The sequence below is a fragment of the Acinetobacter sp. G18 genome, assembly GCF_052660225.1.
On record NZ_CP109658.1, the window covers coordinates 1,926,509 to 1,947,678 of the forward strand.

The following is a 21,170-nucleotide window of genomic DNA, read 5'->3' on the forward strand; positions in this document are numbered from 1 at the left end:
AAAAGTAATTATTATTTATATAATGATAATCATTATTGTTAATTTGATTTAAAAAAGTTAATATTGCAATTTGGTGTGCCTAAAAACCTATTGAAAACAAGCTTAAAGTAGACATAACAATGCTCTCTCGATTTTTTATTTATCACCCTATTTTTGTATCTGTCCTTGCCATCACTATTCTTATTTTTGGTTTTTTTTCTATTCGTGCAATGCCCGTTGAGCGTTATCCAAACTTAGCTCCTCCAAGTGTCACAGTGGTTGCTAATTACCGAGGTGCGTCTGCTGAAACTGTTGAAGAAAGCGTAACTCAGATTTTAGAACAACAAATCAAAGGACTGGATAACTTACTCTATTTCACATCAAATAGTGAATCTTCAGGAACGGCCAGTATTGATATTCATTTTAAAATTGGTACAGATATTGATAAGGCACAACTACAAGTACAAAACCGCATTAACAGTGCATTAAACCGTCTCCCCGAGCAAGTACAACGGCAAGGGGTAAATATTTGGAAAACCACAGGTGATATGCTGTTAATTGTGGGTCTATACGATGAGACAGGTAAAGCCAGCAATATCGAATTATCGGACTATATGGTCAATCACTTTGAACAACCACTCTCACAATTGCAAGGAATTGGTGAGGTGGATGTATTTGGTTCAAGTTATGCCATGCGTATTTGGTTAAATCCAAATCAGCTTAGAAATTATCAACTTATGCCGAGTGATATTGAACAGGCACTTGAAGACTACAATACCCAAATTGCTGCAGGTTCGATTGGTGCCATGCCTTCGGCTTCTGACCAGAATATTTATGCCAAAGTCACTGCAGGTTCTCGGCTAAAAACAGTCAACGATTTTAAATCGGTTGTGGTTAAAGCGAATGTAGATGGCAGTCTGGTTTATTTAAAAGATGTAGCGAGAGTTGAATTAGGTGCCGAAAACTATGAAAGTATTAATACGCTAAATGGCTATCCTTCTGCTGGTTTAGGCATTTCACTCAGTCCTGATGCGAATGCCATTGAAACCTCTGGTCTAATTAAAGCAAAAATTGAACAGCTCAAGCAGCATCTACCTGCTGGATATAAAATTGTTTATCCACGTGACAATACACCATTTATTGAAGAGTCGATTAAACAAGTCATCATTACTCTGCTTGAAGCTGTGGTGTTGGTCGTCATTGTCATGTATCTCTTTTTACAAAATTGGCGCGCTACACTTATTCCAACCATTACTGTACCTATTGTGATTTGCGGTACCTTTGTTGTGTTGTATTTATCTGGAATGAGTATTAATACACTTACCCTGTTTGCACTGGTTTTAGCAATCGGATTATTGGTCGATGACACGATTGTCGTGGTTGAAAATGTTGAACGGCTTATGCATGAGCAACAATTAAGTGTTCGGGATGCATGTTTAGCATCGATGCAAGAAATTAGCGGTGCATTGATGGGTATTACCTTGGTACTAACCGCCGTATTTATCCCGATGGCTTTTTTTAGTGGTTCAACGGGTATGATTTACCGCCAGTTTTCAATCACCCTAGCGGCTGCGATGTTGTTATCTTTATTGGTAGCCATGTTTATTACGCCAGCTTTGTGTGCTGTCTTACTAAAAAAACAAACTAAACAACCTAAATGGGGACAAAAACTTGAGACTTTGCTTGAAAAAGTTAAAGTTGGTTTTAGTTTTTTAGCAACAAGTTTAATCAAATTTAAAGCACTTTCATGTCTTATGGTGTTAGCTTTAGCTGCTGTTTTAATTGTGATTTATCGTAGTTTACCGACGAGCTTTATTCCCAATGAAGATCAGGGTTTATTAGCTGTGCCTTATAGTTTGCATAACAGTGCGTCTATGAGCCAAACACAAGAAGTAGGTAAACTGGTTAATAACTATTTCTTTGAACATGAAGCTAAAAATATTAATACTGTTCTTGTAGTCAATGGACAAAACTTTTCAGGAAGTGGTCCAAATTTAGGCATGGCGTTTGTTTCCTTAAAACATTGGAATGAACGTAAAGGTGAAGCTAATACTGCAAGTGCTATACGTGAGCGTGCGCAAAATTACTTGCAAAAAAACTTACCAGCCAAAGTTATGGTGGGTATGCCTGCAAGTGTTTCTGGTTTGGGCCAATCTGATGCCCTAGAACTTTGGCTCAGAGATGTAAATGGTCAAGGACGCAATGAACTCATTAAACAATATAAAGCTTTAGAAAAAGAATCTCACAATTATCCTGCGTTTGAAAATTTAAGTCCGCTTGTAGATGAAAATAAGGCTGAAGTTTTTATTCAACTCGATCAGAATAAAGCCAAGATATTAGGGATTGATCAACAAGCGATTCGTTCAACTTTATCGACTGCTTGGGGTGGAAACTATGTGGGTGATTTTGTTGAAAGAGGCAAAATTAAACGAATCATTATGCAAGGTGATGCTGAATTTCGCTCTAAACCTGAAGATTTAGCTTATTGGCATGTCCGTAATAATACAGGTGGAATGCTTTCTCTTGCGCATTTTGGACAAAGTGAGTGGACTGGTGGTCCAGAAACACTAACAAGATTTATGGGACTTGCTGCAATACAACTTGAAGCAAGTGTTAGTTCTGGCTTTAGCTCAGGTCAGGCAATGCAACAGTTAAGTGATATGGTGAGTAAACAGTCTGGTGTAGATGTCGCATGGAGTGGCCTCTCTTTACAAGAGCAGCAATCGAGTCAGCAAGCCTTATTCTTATACATTATCTCTATTTTATTTATTTTCTTATGTTTAGCCGCTTTATATGAAAGCTGGAAAGTACCTTTTATTATTTTACTAGGACTTCCGCTAGGAATTACTGGAACTATTGTATTTGCTCAAATTTTTAACTTACCAAACGATGTATATTTTCAAATCGCGTTACTAACGGGTATTGGTTTGTCTTGTAAAAACGCGATTTTAATTGTGGAGTTCGCAACTAAAGCCATAAAACAAGGTAAAGGCTATGTTACTGCGGCATGTGAGGCTTTAGCTCTACGCTTACGTCCAATTTTAATGACCTCGCTGGCTTTTGGTGCGGGTGTTATTCCCCTTGTTGTTGCCACAGGTGCTGGTGCAGTGAGTCGCCATGAAATTGGTATGAGTGTATTTGGTAGTGTGGTTATTGGAACCGTACTAGTCCCTGTATTTACGGTGTTTTTCTTTGTCTTGGTACATAGTTTACCGACGTTACAATGGTCGCTTAGACGGGTTTTGTTTAGACGTGTATCTAAATATAGAAAAGATCATTCCTCTTTATAGAACAAAAAAAGCAGATCAATGATCTGCTTTTTTATTATTTAATTTTAAGCGACTAGTTTCTCAATCCATACTTCTAATGTAGGTTGTTCCGCTAAATCTTCAAAGCTCACTTGAGCACCATAAGCCTGCCATTTGCCCACCAAAGTCATTAAACGAACTGAATCAAGCCCAAGCATAAGTAAATCATCATTTAACTGAATGTCTGAAGCTGGAATCTGTAGTTGCTCACTTACCGCTTGAACAATCCCTGCTTGGGTTAATGGCGAGGCTGCTTGTTCAAGTGTCCAAGTGCGAGTCACTTGTTGAGTTGTCATGACTTGAGCACAACGTGTACTTGCATATTTTAATGCCATGTCGTGTTCTTCACGGCTAAAGTCAGCGAGTGCATCACCACATAAAAATGGTTGTATGTTGAGCATAAATGCTTCTGCGGCACTCATGAGGCAGCCAATATGGGCATAAACACCACAAATAATAAGTTGATCACGACCTGACTCGCGCATGAGTTGTTCAAGTGGTGAAAACTTAAATGCGCTATAACGCCATTTTGTTAAAACGGTATCATTTTTCTGAGGTGATATTTCCGGCAAAATTTGAGTAATATACGGATCATCTTTTAGACCAGTTCCCCAAAAATCAGTTAATAACTGGCGATGTTCAGGTGTCTGGTTACCGGGCTGTGCAGTATAGACGACAGGGATATTAAACTTACGCGCAGTTTCAATCAGTTCTTTGGTATTTTTAATGAGCTCTGGAATAGGCGCTTGAGTTTGATCATAAAAATCTAAAAAATACTGCTGCATGTCATGGACCAATAATACGGCGCGATTGGTATGCAACTGCCAATGTGTTTTATTCGCTGTAAATTCGTGGGCTTTAGGCATGCTATAACTGGTAATTTTGGGAATACTCATCAAATTTTTCCTTTTTTATCTTTAAGCAAGAACATTGGTTTTAGTTTCAAGTTGTTGACGTAGTGTTTTTTTGTCAATTTTTCCAAAGGCTGTATATGGAAACTGTTCGATAAATTCGACACGATCGGGAATTTTGTAGGTAGCAAGCCCATAGTCTTTCAGATGTTGACGAACTGACATCGCAAGGCGAATTGGGCTTGGATCATCGGTTTGTGATTGCCATGCAATAAAGGCACAGCTTTTTTCACCCATCATCTCATCAGGCATAGCAACCAGCGCTGCAAGGCGAATTTGTGGATGAGTTAATAAAGCTTGCTCCACTTCTTCAGTCGCAATTTTTTCACCAGCACGATTGATTTGTTCTTTTGAACGCCCTTCTACAACAATGCAGCCATCTTCACGAATACGAACTAGGTCGCCTGTACGATAAAAACCATCTGGTGTAAAAGAACGAGCGTTGTGCTCTGGTGCTTGGTAATAGCCGCGAATGGTATAAGGACCACGAGTGAGTAAATGCCCTACCTCTCCAGCGTCTACGGGTTGGTCATGATCATCCAATACCAAAATTTCATCATCTTGTGATATTTTTAAACCTTGAGTATGAATAATTTGCTCTTTTGACATACCAAAACGGGTGTAATTCACCAGCCCTTCAGCCATTCCAAAGACTTGTTGCAAATTAACCTTAAACTCATCAATTAAACGTAAGGCAACAGCATCCGGTAAACGCGCTCCTCCGACTTGTAAACAACGTAGAGTCGATAATATTGGATCTTGATCTTTGGCTGCTTTGTCCATCCACGGTCGAACCAATGCAGGAACTAAACAAGCATCTGTCACACCATGTTTTTTAATAAGTGGAAATGCAGTTTCCGGACTTGGATCTGTACCTAAAACCACTGCGCCACCAGCATAAAAAATGCCTAAAGAACCAGCCGAGCTCATTGAAAAGTTATGTGCCGCAGGTAAAACCATCAATAAACGTGAAATCTGATTGAGTTCGCAAATTTTGGCACTTTCACGCACACTGTAGAGATAATCATCATGAGTACGTGGAATCAGTTTTGGAACACCTGTGCTACCCCCCGAAAGCTGTAAAAAAGCCACTTGATTTGCTGTAGTTGGCGAGATTGCTTCCGCTAGAATTTCTGTTTCTTTTAATAGGTTTTCGATAGCGACAAAATTACCAGCATCTCCAAGTACAAATACATACTCTAAGCAAGCTGCAGTTTGCTGAAGCTTTTCGGCAAGTTCTCGATAATCAAATTTTTGTGCACCAAAATCTGCACAGAAATAAGCTTTTGCTTGCGTTTGTTTAAAAAAGCTACTGAGTTCAGCATATCGATGGGCAGGCAAAGACATGATAGGTAAAGCACCTAATCGAATCAGTGCGAAAAATAGAACATAAAACTGATAGCGGTTTGGCATTTGTACGACGGCTTTATCACCCGCACGTAAACCATGTTGATATAAATGGCTTGCACAACAGTCAACTAAGCTATCAAATTCTTCATAACTAACAGCTTTATCCCCATCATATACTGCAATATTTTGTGCATACTTTTGAGTACTTTCCCGCAAAAAATCACTCAAGTTTTGTCCAAGCCAATAACCTTTTTTACGGTAAACCTCAGCAAATTCTGCTGGATATGGCACAGCGCCAACTAAATAATTCTTAGTTGTCATTTATTTATTCCTTATCATGGTAATTGGTCTGGTGAAATCTGGAAGCCATCAAGTACGGTACGAAACTTTGCAGCGGTTTCGGCATGTTCAGCTTGTGGACGTGAGGCTTCCACAATTCCTGCACCGGCAAATAAACGGGCAATATTTTGATAAATACGAGCACAGCGAACAGTCACCGACCATTCACCATTACCTTCGGCATCGGCCCACCCCATGGTTCCGGCGAATAGTTCACGGTTAAATGGTTCAAGTTGCTGAATCAAATTTTTTGCTACGGCGCTTGGCTCACCACAAATTGCAGGTGTCGGATGTAGACGTTCAATTAAGTCAAAAACATGAGTATCGGCTTGCTTAAGTTCACCCGTAATGTGTGAGGCCAAGTGCCAAAGACGTTTGGTGCGAATAAGTGAAGGCTGTTTGGGCACATGCAGTTGCTTGCAAAAAGGAGTGAGTTCATCGGCAATCATTTCGATGACAAGAGCATGCTCATGTTGATCTTTTTGTGAAGCAAGTAATGCTCTGGCGTTATTTTGGTCAATAATCGGATCATCATCGCGTGCTAATGTGCCCGCAACAGGTTTACTCCAGATTTTATTATTTTGCTTTGCAATTAAAAGTTCAGGACTTGCACCAACAAACCAACCTTCGCTTTGAGGATGTCTTGCGACTGCATAGTTATATCCTTCAGGATTATGCTTGGCCAAGTTATAAAATACATCCGAGATTGGAAGATTGTCTTCAAATTCAAGTTGTAAAATACGAGCAAGTACTGCTTTATCTAGCTTTTGTGCCCGCATTTGTTGTACTAAATATTCAACTTGCTGTTGATAGTGTTCACCTGAAGGTAAATAATCGGCCTGCTTTAATATTAAGTCATCAAGATTAATATCAGTTTGTGAAAATAAAGCTTTCTGGTAAACCTTGGCATCTTGCATCAGCATTAAATTGACATCTGCCGATGAACTAAATGGCAACCCACCCATAACCTTGGCATCGCTATAACCATCTGCAATTGCTTGTTGTAATTGTAGACGGGCTTCGTTTAGCCACTCTTTTAACTGAGTGTCTTTTGTAACCTCAATATCTTTAAGTTTTTGATGACTCGATATGATGTATTCAGGAGTCGTAAATATAAAACCAGCGTTATCAGTGCAATTTAAAACTTCTTTTGCGAGTGTAATTCTGCTTTCAGTAAAATTTTCTCGTTGGATAAAATACGGATGCTGTACCGACATCTCGCAACTCCTTATAAAATTATTTTGTTGTGATGAATTAATATTTAAACGCCTAATGTGGCTCCCCCATCGACCACAATTTCTTGCATAGTAATTTGTGCTGCTTGGTCTGAAAGTAAAAAGCTAACGGTATTAGCGATATCTTCAGGCTGAGCAAGTTTTCTAAGTGGAATACCAGTGCGGTACTGGTTTAAGTCACCATCAATAACAGCAGGTGGAGGCGAATTATCTGTCCAAAGCTGCTGCTGCATTTGAGTGAGCGTAGAGCCTGGTGAAACAATATTGAGCCTGACTTGGTGAGGTGCGATTTCAAGTGCAAGATTACGGCAGTAATGGCTCAGTGCAGCTTTACTCGTTGCATACATGCCAAGTTGTATACGTGGCATACGTGAACTGTTCGAGCTAATCGTGACAATGCTTCCCTGCTTTTTTTCACAAAAATGTTTAGCAAGTTGTTGACTAATCGCAATGGGTGCCATGACATTTACAGCAAAAAGTGTTTGCCAGTCTTCTGTTTTTGCTTCAAGCATAGACCGCATAATTAATACGCCCGCTGCATTTACTAAGCCTGTAATGTTGTGCTTTTCCAAAAGCTCCGCAATCAAATTTTGAGTAGTTTGTTGCTGTGTAATGTCTTGTGAAATTCCTTGCCAACGTGATATTTCATAGTTTTCTAGCTTTTGAATGATTTCCCATTGTTCTGGGTTTTCCTGTTGGTCAATACCAATCACTTGATACCCTTGCTGCAATAATTTTTTTGCAATAGCAGCTCCAATACCTCTTGCAGCACCTGTGACCACGATGGTAGAGCTCATATTTAACTCCTGTTTGAAGCAATATTAAATTGCGCAACATAATTGCAAATAATTATCATTATTATCAAGTGCAATAAATATCAAACATATGATTACAATCTAAATTAAGCTATTTATTAACCATAATTTTAAATTAAGTTATTGTTTTTAATTGATATTATAAAAATAAGCATTTCTTTATTGATTATAATGATAATTGTTTTCATTTACTAGTGATAATCATTTTGATAATTTTACCGCGCTTTCTTGTCGAGATGGACTCAAAATGAAGCCATTTTCTCATCCCTTACATCCCCTATTTCAACAACTCAATGTTGGGAGTGAGGTTTGGTGGAATATCGTTAAAAAAATAGGTAGTCCACTAGTTAACCTACAAAAAAATAAAGCGCTCTGTACCTTTGTTTGGCGTAGTCCTGAGCCTGAAGAAAGTACCTTTGTCTATATTGATATCTATTCACAGAGCCCTTCTATCTATCAAAAGTGGAATCGTTTTAGCCATATAGCTGGGACAGATGTGTATTTTTTTGAAATAGTGCTGCCCCTAGCTTGGGCTGGTAGTTATGTTGTAGTTACGGCTAGTGAAGAAGCGCCAGAAACAGATTGCGCGTCCACACGCCGCTTATGGTGGCAGACACAGCTTAAACAAAATGCTCAAATTGATCCTTTAAGCCACCAAGCAGTTTATACAGGACATTTAGCGCGTTATATCAATCAGATTCAACTCGAGAACACAAAATCTTTAATAAGCGATTGCCCAATTACAAAGACATTTAAATGGTCAAGTCGCTTATGCCAACAGGATTATTTGGTTGATATTTTTATTAGTGGTGAATTAGCAGAAGAAAGTCTGCCATTAGTTATTTTGCTTGATGGACAAATCTGGAGTCGAGAGCTTTCAATTCTGCCCGAAATTCGACATTTGACTGATTCAAATAAGATTCGTCCAGCAATTTATGTTTTTGTTCATAGTTTAAATAGTCAACAACGTCAACAACGTCAACAACGTCAACAAGATTATGGTTGCCATGATGCATTTAGTCAGGCGTTGGTTGATGAACTCATTGAAATACTCTTAAAAGAATATGCATTTATTTCTAAAACCGACATTACGTTATGTGGCCAAAGTTTAGGTGGATTATGCGCTTTACATAGCGCCTTGTTGTTTCCGACCATTTTTACTTCTCTGATTTTACAGTCTGGATCTTATTGGTGGTCAGATTTTTCAAACAGTATTTTAGGGCGAAAACACAAAGGTAATTTTTTAGAACTGCTTCAAAACTTATCTGATCAATTATCAAAAACAACTCAAATTTATATCAGTGCCGGCACGTATGAAACCGATATGCGGGACGATGCCCTTCAACTTTATCAACAATTGCAATCATTCAATCAAGTGAGTTTTCAGACTTTTCAGGGCGGACATGATGCTGTGAATTGGCGTACTGACTTGCTTAAGGGATTGCAAAAAACTCTTTCACTATAACCATTTGTTTCATCAAGGATAACAATATCATGAGCAACTTACAGGAAAATTATATCAATCCATTTGATAACGAAAGTTTGTCTTTTCAGGTTTTAAAAAATCAGCAAGGTGAGTTCAGTTTATGGCCTGCTCAACATCAGGTGCCATCGGGGTGGGATATTCAGCATGGACCAGATACGCGGGCTTCATGTATTGCATATGTAGAAAAGCATTGGTTAACCATTAATCCTTTTCAACAAGCGTAATGGAGAACAGTCATGAATCAAGCATTACATAATGAATTTACCCAAGAGCTTTCTGGGCCAATACGCTTTGAGCTTACTTCTACACAATTGGGGATATTTCTAGCCGATCATTTAAGTTCTATTAATGATCTATATACCATTGCTCACTGTCTTGAACTTCCTAAATCGGTTGATCTTTCATTATTTAAACAAGCCATTCAAATTGGTTTAAATGAAGCCGATACGGTCATTGCTTCATATTCATCTGACCCGTCTCAACCGTTTATTGAGCTTAACAATCAAGTTCAAATACAAATAGAGGAGTTTGATTTTTGTCATTTAACACCTAAAAAAGCTCAGCAACGTTTATGGGATTGGATGCCAACCGATCGGTTATGCGCAAAATCACTTAAAGAAATCGATAATCACTTATACCGTCAGGTGTTATTTACGACGCATGACAAAGTGTATTGGTATCAGCGTTATCACCACATCATGCTTGATGGTTTTAGCATGATTAACCTGACTAAACGTATTGTTGATTTATACCAGCAATTACAATCAGGAAAAGATCTTAGTCCTTCGCCTTTTATTGAAGTTCGACATGTTATTCAAGAACGTCAGGCTTATGAAAATAGCCATCAATTTAAGCAAGATCAGAACTTCTGGAAAGACTACTGTCAAGATTTACCAACTCCTGTCACTTTAAGTACTCATCACTTGGCAGCAAAAACGACAGCACAATTTGTTAAGCATCACCTTCGATTTTCTTCAGGAATTTTAGCCCTGATACAACAGATTGCTTCAAATCTCAAAGTCGGTTTGAATGACATGATGATGTCATTGTCATTACAATATATTTACAAAATGACCGAAAAAGCAGAATTGGTTGTCGGTATTCCATTTATGCGCCGTTTAGGTTCAAAAGCAATTCGCTCGACTTTACCCGCAGTAAATGTCTTACCGGTAAAGTTCAGTGTGAGTGAAAAAGATAGTTGGGCGAGTTTAGCGCTGCATGTGCAGGCACAACTGCAACAGATACGTCCACATCAAAAATATGATGCTGAACAAATTTTAAGAGATTTAAATAGTATCGACATTTATGAACGAATGTATGGCCCTATTTTAAACTATAAAGCTTTTGACCAAGATTTGGTGTTAGATGGTGAAAAGGTCAAAACACACCACATTTCTACAGGTCCAATTGATGATTTTGAGTTTTCTTTTATTGTTCAAGATCAAGAACTCATTATAGAACTGCGTGCAGATGCAGAGCGCTATACACAAGATGAGCTCTTTATGCATGGGCAACGTTTAACTCTATTGCTTGAACAAGCGCTGATTCAACCAGAACAACAATGGAATAGTTTTAATATTACCCCACAGCAGGAACTTGCTGCCCTGACCCAAAGTGGTATTGGTCCACGTGTTAATCACCCTGAACAATATAATAATGTTCTAGATATTTTTTATGAACAAGTTAAAAAGTATCCCGAACGTACGGCAATCGTGAGTGGCGAACGTCCAAACCTTGTGCATCTGAGTTTTGCTGAGCTTGCAGTAAAAGTGAATCAACTCACTCGTTTTTTACAAGAAAATGGAGCCAAAAAGCAAACGGTCATTGCTGGAGCTATTCCTCGTTCGATTGATTCAGTTGTGGTGATGTTATCTGTACTAAACTCTGGTGCGAGTTTCTTGCCTCTCGATTTAGATTACCCAATCGATCGTATGCAAATGATGTGTGAAGATGCCAACCCATTATTTGTATTAACCACACAAGCACTCGCACGGCAACTACCACAAAGCATTCAGCAGTTATATCTTGATCATGAAGATGTTCAAACACAAATTCGAAAGCAAGATGCGAGTGATATTCCTGCCGAAAATCGTAAATTTGATTTCCAAGACATTGCTTATGTGATTTTTACCTCAGGTAGTACTGGTCGTCCTAAAGGGGTAATGAACACACATGGTTCTTTACTCAACCTCATTTTGTCACATAAACCAACCATTTACTGGCCAGTATTAGAAGCTGTAAATCAGCGTTTCCCTGACCGTCCGTTACGTGCAGCGCATACACACTCTTTCTCGTTTGACTCATCTTGGTTGCAAGTTTTCTGGATGTTATGGGGCCAAGAGCTACATATTTTTGATGAAAACATGCGTCGTGATGCATTTGGTTTAGTGCAAGAAATTCAGCAACGACAAATCGATACACTTGATTTACCGCCATCTTTTTGTGCGCAAATGATGACGAATGGTTTATTTGCTGAAAATCAGCACCACCCAAGTCTTATTTTGATTGGTGGTGAAGCTGCACCTTTAGCTTTATGGCAACAGCTGAATGCTCAGCCAGCGCTTTTTGCTCATAACTTATATGGTCCAACAGAATATACGGTTGATACTTTCCGAGCAGAATTAAAACAGACAGCTCGCCCTGTCATTGGCAACCCTATTGGTAATACACAGGCCTATGTACTAGATCGCTACTTGCAACGATGCTCAACTGGTGTCATTGGTGAGCTTTATATTTCTGGTTTTGGGATTGCCAATGGTTATTTAGGTCGCGCTGACTTAAGTGCTGCCCGCTTTGTAGCAAATCCATTTGAACATGGACAGCGCATGTACCGTACGGGTGATTTAGTCCGCTGGAATAGCGCGGGTAAACTTGAATTTATGGGGCGCTGTGATGACCAGATTAAAATTCGTGGTTATCGAGTTGAGATTGGTGAAGTTGAAAATGCGCTTTCAATTTTAGCCAATGTTGAAAGTGCAGTCGTGATTGCAGAACCGATTAATAACAGTCATCGTTTACTCGGTTATTGTGTGATCAAAGACATTGAGCTTGATGAAAAAACCAGTGAGCAATTAAGTCAGCAGTATTTAAGTCAGTTACGTCAAAACTTACCAGAATATATGGTGCCTTCTGCCCTGACGGTTATGTCCGAATTTCCACGAAATGTAAGTGGCAAAGTTGATAAAAAAGCACTGCCAAAACCTCAAATTCGTACCCATAGCCGAATGGCCGAAACGTCTGAACAACAACTTTTATGTCAAATTACTGCGTCTGTTCTTAAGCTTGACGCAATTGGAATTGATGACGACTTCTTTATGACAGGTGGCGATAGTATTTCGGCCATTATGCTTTGTACTCAATTGCGCCAACATGGTTATGGCTTAAGACCAAGTGATGTATTCCAATTTAAAACAGTCGCCGCTATGGCACCACAACTCACCCGTTTAGATGAACAACAAGCGGCTATTTCAAAACCATTATTTTCAGCAGAGCTAGAACAAAAAGTTCAAGAAAAATATGGAAAAAATAGCACCATTTTACCTTTGCTTCCTTTGCAAAAAGGCATGCTGTTCTTATCTCAAGTAGAAAAACAATCGAATTATAATGCCTTTACTCGTCTTAGTTTAAATGGAGATATTGATCCGGTACGTTTACAGCAAGCGTTGATTACCGTATTAAAACGTCACCCTCAATTAGGTGGACATTTTGATAGTGAATTAGCTGAAGAACCTGTTTTTATCTATTCATTACATCCTACTCAAGCTTGGCCAGTTCAGTTTTGCTCAGTCACTCCCGATCTGCTTGAGCAAACCATTCAAGAAGCATTGCAGCAACCGATTCACCTTGACCAACCCTATGGCTTAATTCGGGCAACCTTAATTCAACATGCTCCAGAACAGTCAGAACTATTGATTATGGTGCATCATCTTTTAACAGATGGCTGGTCAACTCCACTATTTTTACAAGACTTTATTAAAGCCTATCAGCAAACTAACCAACCACTGCCAGTGCTTGAACATAGTTATGAAACGGTGATTAAAGCTTTATCTGGGCGTGATCATGAAACGTCAAAAGCTATATGGCAACGTGATTTAGCTGATTTACAACCACTTATTTTATTTAATCAACCACAGCAAGCTGTGCAAGAAACTTCATATCGTTTAAGTGCCGAGTTGGGTGCGAAACTTCAACACAAATTACGCCAGCAAGGCATCACACTGAATGTCTTCATGCAAATGATTTGGGCAATGACTTTAAATATTTATGCTCATCGTGAAGATATTGTGTTTGGTACACCTGTTTCTGGGCGTTCGGCACCTATCAATGGTTTAGAGCAGCAGATTGGATTGTTTTTAAATACGATTCCGGTACGTGTAAAGCTCAACATGCAGCAAACACTTTGGGAACAATTACCTCAGTTACAGCAATTGCATGTTGAACATTTAGAACACGATGGTTTGGGACTGGGTGCAATTCAGCAATTGATGGCTCAAGGCAATCTTTTCGATAGTTTGTTAGTCGTAGAAAACTATCCTGATAATCAGTATTTACAGCAAAAACTTGGTGATGCTGCGATTTCAAAACTCACAAATCGTGGTTATAGCCATTATCCGCTTGCTTTGTTGGTTATTCCTGATCATCAAATTGAGCTATTACTCGAACAGCGTGGTGTAATTGATCAGCCTGAACATTTCTTAGAGCGAATGGTTCAATTGATTGAAATTGCATTAAATGAACCAGAGACTTCTCTAGCTCACTATCGCTTACAACTGGCCGAAGAACGCGATTTAATCCAGAAAACTAATCAAACCCAATACTATGTTCGCCAGAGCACGTTACAGCAATTACTCAGAGAACAAGCTCGAATTACGCCTGAACAAACGGCGTTATCTGATGAAAATCATCAGCTCAGTTTCACTGAAGTACGTTTGCAAGTTTGTGCGTTAGCACAGCAATTGCAAAACGCGGGCGTACAGGCGGGAGATATTGTTGCTGTTGCCCTACCAAGATCAGTCAAACTGAGTATTGCCATTTTAGCGGTGATTGAAGCAGGTGCAGCTTATTTACCTATTGATTTACAACATCCGTCCGAACGTATCAAATTTATGTTGCAGGATGCCAAATCTAAACTTGTGATTGGTGAACAAAAAGATCTAGCTGCTATTGCCCCTCAATCAATAGCTACCTTTGCTTTTAATGAATTGTTTGATGAAACAAAGGTTGATTTAAGCAGCTATAAAACAACAGTCATTACGCCACAGCATCCGGCATATTTAATCTATACATCTGGTACAACAGGCCAACCAAAAGGTGTTATGGTTTCTCACCAAGCCATTGTGAACCGTATTTTATGGATGCAATCAGAGTATCCACTATCAGCAGCCGATACAATTTTACAAAAAACGCCATGCACTTTTGATGTTTCAGTATGGGAGTTTTTCTGGTCATATTTAGTGGGTGCACGATTGGTTATGGCACCTGTGGATGCACACCGTGATCCATTGGCATTGTTAACCCTCATTCAAAAATATCAGGTAACAACATTACATTTTGTACCTTCAATGTTGGTTGTTTTTGAAAATGCTGCTACCGAAATTTTGTCATCTGCTCAGCGCCAAAGTTTGCCAATCCGCCGAGTGTTCTGTAGTGGTGAGGCCTTACCAACGGCTTTAGCAAAATCATTTACCGAGCACTTTAGCTGTGAGCTACATAATTTATATGGCCCAACGGAAGCTGCAGTAGATGTGAGTTATATGGATGCAACACTGGGATTACACCCAGAAGAAAGTAGCGTTGCAATTGGCTATCCAGTCTGGAATACCCAGCTTTATATCTTGGATCAATACTTACGCCCCGTTCCTGTTGGAGTAGATGGTGAGCTTTATTTAGCAGGCCATCAACTGGCCATGGGTTATTTGCATCGAGCGGACTTAACAGCAACACGTTTTGTGGCAAATCCATTCGCAGCAGGTCAACGCATGTACCGTACTGGTGATATTGCCCGTTGGCATGCAGACGGCAGCATTCAATATGTGGGCCGTGCTGACGACCAGTTAAAAATACGTGGGCAACGTATTGAGCTGGGCGAAATTGAACAACAATTACGCTTACTCAGCGGTCTTGATGTGGTTGTACACCCTATTTCTTCTGAACAAAATAAAGCTGATGTTCAGTTAGTTGCTTACTTACAAACAACAGCACCTGTGGACATTGAGCAGCTAAAGAAACAATTGGCGAAACAGCTTCCTGCATATATGGTGCCAACACACTATATGTTGGTCGAACAATTCCCATTAAGCCATAATGGGAAGCTAGATCGTAAAGCACTGCCGCAACCAAAAATTAATCCTTCAAATACAGAAAAACAGTACGCCACCACTGCTTTTGAACATGAACTGACACGTATTTTCCAGCAAGTTTTAAATACAGATCAAAATATTGGTGTGAACGAAGATTTCTTTGCGATTGGTGGGCATTCCATTTTGGTGATGAGGCTTGCAATTGAGATCCGAAAAGTATTTAAGCGGACCATTCCAATTGGCCAGTTAATGAGTCATGTCACGATTCAACGTTTATCGGCTTTACTTCTTACACAAGAACGTTTGGCAGAAGTTGAACAAACTGGCATGCAACCTATTTTACCAATCCGTTCCGGCTCAGGGCATCCATTGTTCTGTTTCTACCCAGGTTCTGGTTCAGCATGGCAATATACGGTTCTGAATCGTTATGTACATCCTGATTTACCAATTATCGGTTTGCAGTCTCCTCGACCAGATGGCCTATTGGCAAATAGTACAGATATGGATGAGCTGGTTGAAAAACAACTTGAGATTATTCGCAAGCAACAACCAACAGGCCCTTATACATTACTAGGTTATTCACTTGGCGGCACTGTGGCCTATGCAGTTGCGGCGAAGCTCACTGAACAAGGTGAAAAAGTTGATTATCTCGGCTTATTAGACACTTACCCTGCTGAAATTCATCAATGGTTAGATTTGTCGGTAGAGGAAATGAATGCAGAAGCCGAACAAGAACAGCTTCAATTCTTCAATGATATTTTAGCCGATGCAGATACGGCATTAAGTGAAGAAACCCGTCGTTTACAAGAGGATATTTTTGCGAACTATCGCGATGCCGTCCGTTTATTAAAACCTTATAAGATGCCGAACTTTGATGGTGAATTACACTTAGTTGTCGCTGAAAAAGACTTGCTTCCGTATATCCAACCAGAACAACAATGGTCACCTTTAGTTAAAAAACTCAATATTGTTCGACTAAGCGAAGCAGACCATACCGATATATTGTCACCGCAGCAGCTTGAAACACTTGGCCCGATTTTAAACCGCATGATCTGTCAGGCACGCGGTTTAGAGGAGCACACGCCATGAGCTTCAAATCTATATTGACCGATTTTAGTCTTTTAAAACGTAATGCTCATTTCCGACATGTATTTATTGCTCGCACATTGTCATTGTTAACGATTGGCATGCTGGTCGTAGCTATTCCAAAACAAGTCTATGACATTACGGGGAACTCGCTTAACGTTGCTGTCGCAATGGCTTTTGAAGGCATTGCTATGTTTATTGGTTTGTTACTTGGCGGTTTGCTGTCAGATCGCAAAGATCGAAAATGGCTAATTTTATTGGCACGTGGTGTGTGTGGGTTAGGCTTTGCAGGCCTTGCCATCAACGCCATGTTTGAGCACCCTTCGCTCTATGCGATTTATTTTTTATCGGCATGGGATGGTTTCTTTGGTGCACTCGGTGTAACCGCAATGATGGCGATTATGCCTGTGATTGTAGGACGCGAAAATATTGTACAAGCCCGTGCGATCAGTATGGTATCCGTACGTCTTGCAACCGTTATTTCACCAGCAATCGGCGGTATTTTAATTGCTGCTAGCAGTGTTGCGACCGTGTATTGGGTCTCAACGGTGGGTACTTTACTTACCGTATTTTTATTGATGGGGCTACCTGCGCTTAAACCACAACATGCATCAAATGGCGAAAGTCCTCTTCGCCAATTAGCTCAAGGGTTTAAATTTGTTTTTAAAAATAAAGTGGTCGGTAGTACCATTTTAATTGGAACATTGCTCAGTTTTAGCAGTGCTATTCGTATTATTTTTCCGCAAATGGCAGATGAAATTTTTCACGGCGGCGCATTTGAACTCGGACTTATGTATTCAGCTGTTCCGTTAGGCTCGACTTTAGGTGCTTTGCTCAGTGGTTGGACAACAAGGTTACTCAAACCCGGCTTAGTTATGCTCTATACGTGCTTAGGTGTTTTTAGCTGCATGATTATGATTGGGCTTTCACCTTGGTTCATCGTAACTTTACCCATTTTATGTGTGTTTGGATATTTGATGTCGATTGCCAACTTGCTTCAATACAGCATTGTGCAAGGACATACGCCTGATGAATATTTAGGACGTATTAATTCAATCTGGCTCGCACAAGATGCGTTAGGCGACTCGATTGCCACTACAACTTTGGGTCTCTTAACTCGGTTTTTACCAATATCAGGAAGTATCCTCTTCTTTGGCATACTAAGCTTTGCAGTAGGATTTATGTTCTTATTCAACTCTCAAGATATGCGTGAAACAGGGTTCCAAGATCCTAAATTACAAGAAAATTAAACCCTAAATAAAAAGAAGGCAATTCGTTGCCTTCTTTTTTAAGCAGATGTATTCGCTTTAAAAACCCAAGTCATAATATGGTCTTGCTCTACGACCCAGCCACCTTGATATTGTTCTAAAAGTTGATAGCGTTGTTGAATTTCTGGCAAAAAAGTTAGCGTTAATGTTTGATTTTCAAAATTAATATCAACTATAGATGCTTCTAAGAAATCGATATATTGCTTTGCAGTGGGATAAACCGCTTTATATAGGCTTTCTTTTATAGAAAAAATTAAGCTCACATAATGGGCAAAATCAAAACCAAAACACTCACAGGCTTTATTTTTCCATAATTCAAGCTCACATGGCGTTAAGATTAGATGTGCACTCTCTTGAGCAAATTCTGAGGTCACCCAGTGCTCAATATCAATTCCCAAATAAACCGCATTGCTAGATAGCGCAACAATTAACTTATTTTGTGAATGACTAATACTCCCCAAAACATGGGATGGCCAAATGGGTAAATGTTCGTGCATAGAAGTTATTGGCTGATCTAGACCGAAATGATGATTTAAAACTGCCTGAGCTAATACTCTGCCACATAAGTACTCATTTTTACGTTTGACACGCGCTTGAGCAATTTTTAGAGGATGCTCTAATTGTTGGTCTATATGCAAATGCGTTGTTTGCGATAAATCTAGCCCATAACAAAATAGCTCTGATGTAAAAAAAATAGGATTCGAAATTTCATAAATTGATGTACTGAGTTGTTCAGGAATGTATAGATAATGACTCACTGTATTCGACTTCAAAATAAATATTTTTAATGAGTTATCTTCTATCTTAACTTACTTACTGCAAATCTATAAATAATTATATTTATCATTTGATAATAATTATTATTTACTTATACTATTGGGTAAATTTTGACTTTAATTTACTTATAAACATCGATTATGAAACTTATAGGACTTTTTTTGACCCTGTTGGGAGCGGTCAGTATTTATTGTAGTCATAGCAACCAAAATCTGTTGTCTCAACATCTTCCTACTTTCTTTAAGTATTTGGGTCTAGTGCTATTAGGCATTGGATTTATTGCGCTCTTTGCAAGCTTACCAAAAGTGGTTGCCGCTTTTTGTTGGTTCATGCTCATCATTTTTGCGTGGTCGTTTCTTCCTTTTATGGCGCTTTTTAAACGGAAACTGATTTCATGAAAGCTAAAATTCAGTCTCCGATTCAGCCAGACTGGTGGAGTAAAACTTTTGCAGGTGGGGTTTTTGGTCTAAGTCTTTCTATTGCGATTGGTAATTTGATTGTTTTATTAGGCCAACCTTATGTTGCCATGGATTTATTAGTGCAAGTGGGAATGTGGAGTGTTCCTTGGTTTTGGATGCCTATTATGTTTGGCAGTTATTTTTTTACGACTGGACGAAAAGCGCTGATCTATTTATCGATTGCGAATGCCCTAGCGTATAGCTGTATTTTTGTCTTACGGGGTTAAACATGAAAGTACGTTCAGACATCATGAAATTAGCAAAAAGCATGCATACTTGGGTGGGTGTATGTGCAGGGATTTTGCTTTTTATCTGTTTCTTTGCTGGTGGGCTCAGCATGTTTCAGCACCATATTAGTAAGTGGGCTACGCCAACACAGCAAGTTCTACCGAAAGTCTCACCCGATCAATATAATGAACTTATTCAAAAAGTTCAGGCTGCCTATCCTGCTGCACAAAAGAACTTCACACTAAACTTAGCGTCCAATGAATTTCACTATGCACCCATTACTTGGAGTGAACATGAACGTGGAGATGGCTTTAATGCGGCTCAGACTACGTGGATGGCAAGCTTAGATGATAAAGGTCAGTTAATCGTTGCTCAAGAAAACTTATCTAAAGCAGGCTGGCTAATCGAACAGTTGCATGAAACAGCAGGCATACCGGGCATGGCAGGCCATCACGGTTTAGGTCTCTATGTGATGGGCGTGGTTTCTATTTTATATTTTCTTGCTTTACTCTCAGGGGTGATTATTCTTTTACCAACTTTGGTAAAGGATTACTTTGTTATTCGCCCTGGTAAAAATAAAAAGCGTTTTTGGTTAGATGCGCATAACGTGATTGGAATTACCAGCTTACCTTTTCACATCATTATAAGCATTAGCGTTATTGTCTTTGCTTTTCATGACTTTTTTTACGATGCGATTGGTCAGCTTGCACTCAAAGGACAGCCTGTTTTTCAGCGTTCTCCCCCTGCGCTTATTCAACCTAAACAAACACAGGTTGATGTACAGCAAATACTAGCTCAAACAAAAAAAGTTGCACCTGAATATTCAGTTGACTATATCGAGTTCAGTGGCCTAGACAAACCTGAAAAAGCCAATGCACGTATTGCCCTCTATAGCGCAGATCAGATGTTGCGCGGTGCAAATCATGACTTTATGCGTATGAACCCATATGCAGTTGAGCACTTTAATCATAAAGGCATTAACACACAGACTGATGCTGGGAATAAGTTAATCAATGCCATGTTTAGCCTACATTTTGGAAGTTTTGGTGGTACGGGCGTACGTTGGATTTATTTTGTGTTAGGTGTCGGTGGCGCTTTCTTGTTTTATACGGGAAACATCCTTTGGGTTGAAACCCGCGCACGTAAGCAAAAGCGTGCTGAAGATCCTGTTCCTGTTCAACGTAAAGATGTAGTGTTCCTTGCGAACTTAACGATAGGTGCATGTTTAGGTTGTGTTTTAGCTGTCGTAGGTACAATGTTGGCCAGTCGTTGGCTTTTCGCAGCGCTTAACATTGAAAGCATGAATCACCTCTTTATGTATGGTTATTATGCGATTTTCCTACTGACTATGATTTACACCTTTGTGATTGGCTATGCAAAAGCTTTACCGCAACTGCTGTTAACCGTGGTTTTAGTGTTATTTGCGATTCCACTTACATCTCTTTTAGCTTACGTCATTCCTCAAAGTGGCTTATGGGTACATGGTGGAGAAATCTTAGTGGTTGATTTCTTAGCTATCATTTTTGCTTTTGCTTTCTGGCGTTTTTATCAACAAGCTCAAGATCGTCGAAAATCTGCTCCAACGGGCAGTTTATGGGCTAGCTAACAACCATAAATCAACATAGCTGAAA

Annotated in this window: 12 protein-coding genes and 1 pseudogene; 7 read left to right on the top strand and 6 right to left on the bottom strand. The window is 39.4% G+C overall.

The features are described 5' to 3' along the window. The first annotated feature begins 119 nt into the window (after positions 1 to 119). The gene (locus NE363_RS09180; RefSeq protein WP_445536338.1) at positions 120 to 3,269 is read left to right on the top strand and encodes a multidrug efflux RND transporter permease subunit; all 3,150 of its coding nucleotides are present in this window, start codon (positions 120 to 122) and stop codon (positions 3,267 to 3,269) included. Between the two features lie 44 nt (positions 3,270 to 3,313). On the opposite strand, the gene NE363_RS09185 is transcribed toward NE363_RS09180, so the two are convergent. From NE363_RS09185 to NE363_RS09205, 5 genes and pseudogenes are all read right to left on the bottom strand, one after another. Then, a complete protein-coding gene (locus NE363_RS09185; protein ID WP_373368118.1) occupies positions 3,314 to 3,514 on the bottom strand; it encodes a phosphopantetheine-binding protein in 201 nt (66 codons plus the stop codon). A gap of 18 nt (positions 3,515 to 3,532) precedes the next feature. Further along, positions 3,533 to 4,183, bottom strand: a pseudogene (locus NE363_RS09190) (isochorismatase family protein); the annotation flags it as partial. 21 nt (positions 4,184 to 4,204) lie between these two features. Beyond that, positions 4,205 to 5,869 carry a (2,3-dihydroxybenzoyl)adenylate synthase gene (locus NE363_RS09195; protein ID WP_445536339.1) on the bottom strand — a complete coding sequence of 555 codons (1,665 nt, stop codon included), beginning with the start codon at positions 5,867 to 5,869 and terminating at the stop codon, positions 4,205 to 4,207. Between the two features lie 14 nt (positions 5,870 to 5,883). Further along, positions 5,884 to 7,104: an isochorismate synthase gene (locus NE363_RS09200; protein WP_445536340.1), complete on the bottom strand. Its 1,221-nt coding sequence runs from the start codon at positions 7,102 to 7,104 to the stop codon at positions 5,884 to 5,886. Positions 7,105 to 7,148: 44 nt separating this feature from the next. Further along, the gene (locus NE363_RS09205) at positions 7,149 to 7,919 is read right to left on the bottom strand and encodes an SDR family oxidoreductase (RefSeq protein ID WP_046812794.1); all 771 of its coding nucleotides are present in this window, start codon (positions 7,917 to 7,919) and stop codon (positions 7,149 to 7,151) included. A gap of 265 nt (positions 7,920 to 8,184) precedes the next feature. Here NE363_RS09205 and fes point away from each other — a divergent pair, with 265 nt between their 5' ends. Genes fes through entS form a run of 4 tightly spaced genes read left to right on the top strand, consistent with a single transcriptional unit; the run spans position 8,185 to position 18,058 of the window. Next, on the top strand, positions 8,185 to 9,402 hold the full coding sequence (fes, locus tag NE363_RS09210) for an enterochelin esterase (protein WP_445536341.1): 1,218 nt from the start codon (positions 8,185 to 8,187) through the stop codon (positions 9,400 to 9,402). A 29-nt stretch (positions 9,403 to 9,431) separates the two neighbouring features. Further along, positions 9,432 to 9,647: an MbtH family protein gene (locus tag NE363_RS09215; protein ID WP_039253723.1), complete on the top strand. Its 216-nt coding sequence runs from the start codon at positions 9,432 to 9,434 to the stop codon at positions 9,645 to 9,647. Between the two features lie 12 nt (positions 9,648 to 9,659). Next, a complete protein-coding gene (locus NE363_RS09220; protein ID WP_445536342.1) occupies positions 9,660 to 16,811 on the top strand; it encodes an amino acid adenylation domain-containing protein in 7,152 nt (2,383 codons plus the stop codon). Further along, positions 16,808 to 18,058, top strand: coding sequence for an enterobactin transporter EntS (entS, locus tag NE363_RS09225; protein ID WP_445536343.1), 1,251 nt, complete (start codon positions 16,808 to 16,810; stop codon positions 18,056 to 18,058). Before NE363_RS09220 ends, entS begins: the two co-directional genes overlap by 4 nt. A 38-nt stretch (positions 18,059 to 18,096) precedes the next feature. On the opposite strand, the gene NE363_RS09230 is transcribed toward entS, so the two are convergent. Next, positions 18,097 to 18,834, bottom strand: a complete 738-nt coding sequence (locus tag NE363_RS09230) for a 4'-phosphopantetheinyl transferase family protein (RefSeq protein WP_445536344.1) — start codon at positions 18,832 to 18,834, stop codon at positions 18,097 to 18,099. Positions 18,835 to 19,247: 413 nt separating this feature from the next. On the opposite strand from NE363_RS09230, the gene NE363_RS09235 reads away from it, so the two are divergent. Both NE363_RS09235 and NE363_RS09240 read left to right on the top strand, forming a co-directional pair. Then, positions 19,248 to 19,538 carry a hypothetical protein gene (locus tag NE363_RS09235; RefSeq protein WP_263613711.1) on the top strand — a complete coding sequence of 97 codons (291 nt, stop codon included), beginning with the start codon at positions 19,248 to 19,250 and terminating at the stop codon, positions 19,536 to 19,538. A gap of 2 nt (positions 19,539 to 19,540) precedes the next feature. After that, positions 19,541 to 21,145: a PepSY-associated TM helix domain-containing protein gene (locus NE363_RS09240; RefSeq protein WP_445534883.1), complete on the top strand. Its 1,605-nt coding sequence runs from the start codon at positions 19,541 to 19,543 to the stop codon at positions 21,143 to 21,145. Positions 21,146 to 21,170: the final 25 nt, after the last annotated feature.

Excerpts from the sequence above, each read along its gene's own strand:
- NE363_RS09180 (WP_445536338.1), top strand. The coding sequence starts at position 120 with ATGCTCTCTCGATTTTTTATTTATCACCCTATTTTTGTATCTGTCCTT.
- NE363_RS09195 (WP_445536339.1), bottom strand. The coding sequence starts at position 5,869 with ATGACAACTAAGAATTATTTAGTTGGCGCTGTGCCATATCCAGCAGAA.
- NE363_RS09200 (WP_445536340.1), bottom strand. The coding sequence starts at position 7,104 with ATGTCGGTACAGCATCCGTATTTTATCCAACGAGAAAATTTTACTGAA.
- NE363_RS09205 (WP_046812794.1), bottom strand. The coding sequence starts at position 7,919 with ATGAGCTCTACCATCGTGGTCACAGGTGCTGCAAGAGGTATTGGAGCT.
- fes (WP_445536341.1), top strand. The coding sequence starts at position 8,185 with ATGAAGCCATTTTCTCATCCCTTACATCCCCTATTTCAACAACTCAAT.
- NE363_RS09215 (WP_039253723.1), top strand. The coding sequence starts at position 9,432 with ATGAGCAACTTACAGGAAAATTATATCAATCCATTTGATAACGAAAGT.
- NE363_RS09220 (WP_445536342.1), top strand. The coding sequence starts at position 9,660 with ATGAATCAAGCATTACATAATGAATTTACCCAAGAGCTTTCTGGGCCA.
- entS (WP_445536343.1), top strand. The coding sequence starts at position 16,808 with ATGAGCTTCAAATCTATATTGACCGATTTTAGTCTTTTAAAACGTAAT.
- NE363_RS09235 (WP_263613711.1), top strand. The coding sequence starts at position 19,248 with ATGAAAGCTAAAATTCAGTCTCCGATTCAGCCAGACTGGTGGAGTAAA.
- NE363_RS09240 (WP_445534883.1), top strand. The coding sequence starts at position 19,541 with ATGAAAGTACGTTCAGACATCATGAAATTAGCAAAAAGCATGCATACT.